The sequence below is a fragment of the Paenibacillus sp. y28 genome (genome assembly GCF_037137075.1).
In the GTDB taxonomy this organism is placed as follows: domain Bacteria; phylum Bacillota; class Bacilli; order Paenibacillales; family NBRC-103111; genus JBBBNV01.
Map to the genome: position 1 here is coordinate 1 of NZ_JBBBNV010000068.1, position 2,686 is coordinate 2,686.

A 2,686-nucleotide genomic window follows, 5' to 3' on the forward strand; every position below is an offset into this window, starting at 1 on the left:
ACAGGAACTACCTGCCAATCCATTGTAAAGGATTTTTTTGCGTCTGAATGAGATAAATACAGAAAATTATGAAGATTCAGGGAAAATTAATGCAACGCTAGTGAAAGAAAACATAAATAGAGAAGGACGGGCGGACGACAATGAACTGGGGGAGCTTATTTTTACGAATTCGAAGCTATATTTCTGCCCGCTGCCATCTGGCGGTATTTGCTCTTATTATATTACTGTGCATGGAGGTCTTAAACCGCCGCGGCTGGAGTGCGGTGTTGAACTGGGGGGGGCAGATCTCCGCTTGGACATTAAACTTGATTATGGTGGGGGCGGTGCTGCTGCTGCTCACAGCGGTAATCGGCCGAACCAAATGGGCGGTATGGATAACCTTCGGCTTGTTCAGTCTGCTCGGTCTGATTAGCGGAGTCAAAGCCAAAACACTGGGCGTTCCGCTGCTGCCCTGGGATTTCGTGCTTAGCGGCGAAACCGGCGCAATGGTGCAGTACTTGAATAACATTATGACCATTTCGCTTGCAATCAGCTTGGCCGGATTTCTGGTGCTGATGGGCTGGCTGGTCCACAAGGTCCATTGGATGAAGCTGCGCTGGGCCTGGAAGGAGCGCACGCTGCTGGGGGCGGCTGGCCTGCTTCTGCTGGCGATGATCGGGCTTGGCAAGCCGGTCTCCCTCCCCGATCTGTTTGAAATTAATCAGATCACATGGGATCAGTCGCAAAATGTGGAGACGAACGGCCTGGCCCTTACCTTTGTGCTGAATACGAAGCTGTACGCCCATGAGAAGCCGGCCCAATACGACCAATCGGCAGTCGAAGCGCTGACGAAGGGGGAGCCGGCAAACGGTCCTTCCGGCCAGTCCGGCGTAAAGCCGAATATTATTGTGGTGCTTAGCGAATCGTTCTGGGATCCGACTCAGCTGCCCGGAGTGACCTTCAGCCGGGACCCCATTCCGACCTTCCATGAGCTGGCCCGAAATTACTCCAGCGGCTGGATGCTGTCCCCGCAATTCGGGGGCGGTACGGCCAATGTAGAATTTGAGGTGCTGACCGGTAATTCGATGCGCTTCCTGCCGCAGGGATCGATTCCGTATAATCAATACATCAACCGGGATGTAGATTCCTTGGCCGGCATTCTTGGCCGGCAGGGATATGTTACTGCGGCGATTAATCCTTACCATAGCTGGTTTTTTAACAGTAAGAATGTGTATAAGCGGTTCGGGTTCGGCAAATTCATCAGTATGGAATTTATGGAGCAGGATTACGAAGGGCCGTATATTGCGGACCGTGAAGTGGCGCGGAATATTATTGAACAGAGTGAAAGCGAGCCTGGTCCGCACTTTATTTTTGCAAATACGATGGAAAATCATTTCCATTACTTGCCTGGAAAGTTTAAGGAAAACACAATTAAGGTGGAGGGAGGCGTGTCAGAGGATGTGCGCGGCCAACTGGAAACCTTGGCTCAGGGCCTGACCGGAGCGGACCGCATGCTGAAGCAATTGGTGGACTATTACACGGAGAGCAAGGAGCCGACGATCCTTGTGTTTTTCGGGGATCATCTGCCTTCTCTCGGAGACGATTATAAATCGTACCGCGAAGCCGGGTACTTGCTGCCGGACGATTCGGATACGCTGAACAAGCTGTTCCGCGTCCCGGTCGTGGTGTGGGATAATTACCGGAAAGCGCCGCGCCAGGACATCGGGATTAGTCCTTCCTTCCTCGGGCCGCTGGTGCTGGAAAAAGCCGAGCTGCCGGGCAGCTATTACACCGACTTCCTGGCGAAGCTGTCGAAGCGGGTGCCCGTCATTCCGCCGGCTGGCAGCTACGCCGGAATGAACATTGATCCGGAAAGCCTGAAGGATTACGAAACGCTCCAGTATGATGTTTTGTTCGGAGAGCAGTATGCTTACGGTCCCTTGAAAGACCGCATTACCTCACCAGGCTTCGTTCTCGGTAAAGGCAAGCCGCGTATTGACAGTGTTGTCGGTTCAACATTCCCGGCGGCGGTAACGGCTGCTGCGGGAATCGGGACGGACGAAGGAGGCGGCGGAATCAAGGCGGGAGCCGCTGGGCCGTCCGCAGATAAGCCGTTGTCCGGGCCGGAGCAGTCCGCTGGAACAGAGGATGGAACCGGGGACGGCAATAGCAGTGAAGGAACGGCGGTTGTCCGGAATGAGGGAGCAGCCGGCAGTCCGGGCAATTGGTATACAGTGAACGGACAGTTCTTCCCGCCGCAAAGCAAGGTGTACCTGGACGGCAAGCCGCAGGAAACAAGATGGACCGACAGCGGAGAGCTGCAATTCAAGGCCGGAGACAAAGCGATGAAGGCCGGCGAAATGCAGGTGCGCATCATCGATTCCAAGGATCAGATTGTAGCGATCTCCAACACCTGGAAGCTGGCGGGTGGCCTGAAGTTCGCTTCAGGTGATGAATAGGCTGAATAAGGCGACCACAGCCCTTTAAGGCTGCTGAATATAAACATGTTAAGCCGTTTCTGCGAGTAAGGGGCAGAGCGGCTTTTTGCTTTGAACTCACATTCCGCACCCCTACGACTCTGAAAATGGCCAATTTTGGTGTATGCTAGAGTTCTAGAATCGAGAGTCGGGTCAGGAGTGGATACAACGATGCAAATGGAAAATTTCTATGAAGTCGGTTATCTGCCGTTACTCAGCGGCATCATGAA

The 2,686-nt window shown here is 53.6% G+C and carries 1 protein-coding gene; it reads left to right on the plus strand.

Annotation, left to right across the window (positions count from 1 at the left end; genetic code table 11):
• The first annotated feature begins 140 nt into the window (after positions 1 to 140).
• Positions 141 to 2,438 (plus strand): LTA synthase family protein, encoded by a 2,298-nt coding sequence (locus WBG83_RS22180; RefSeq protein WP_336747561.1) that lies wholly within the window; start codon positions 141 to 143, stop codon positions 2,436 to 2,438.
• Positions 2,439 to 2,686 lie beyond the last annotated feature (248 nt).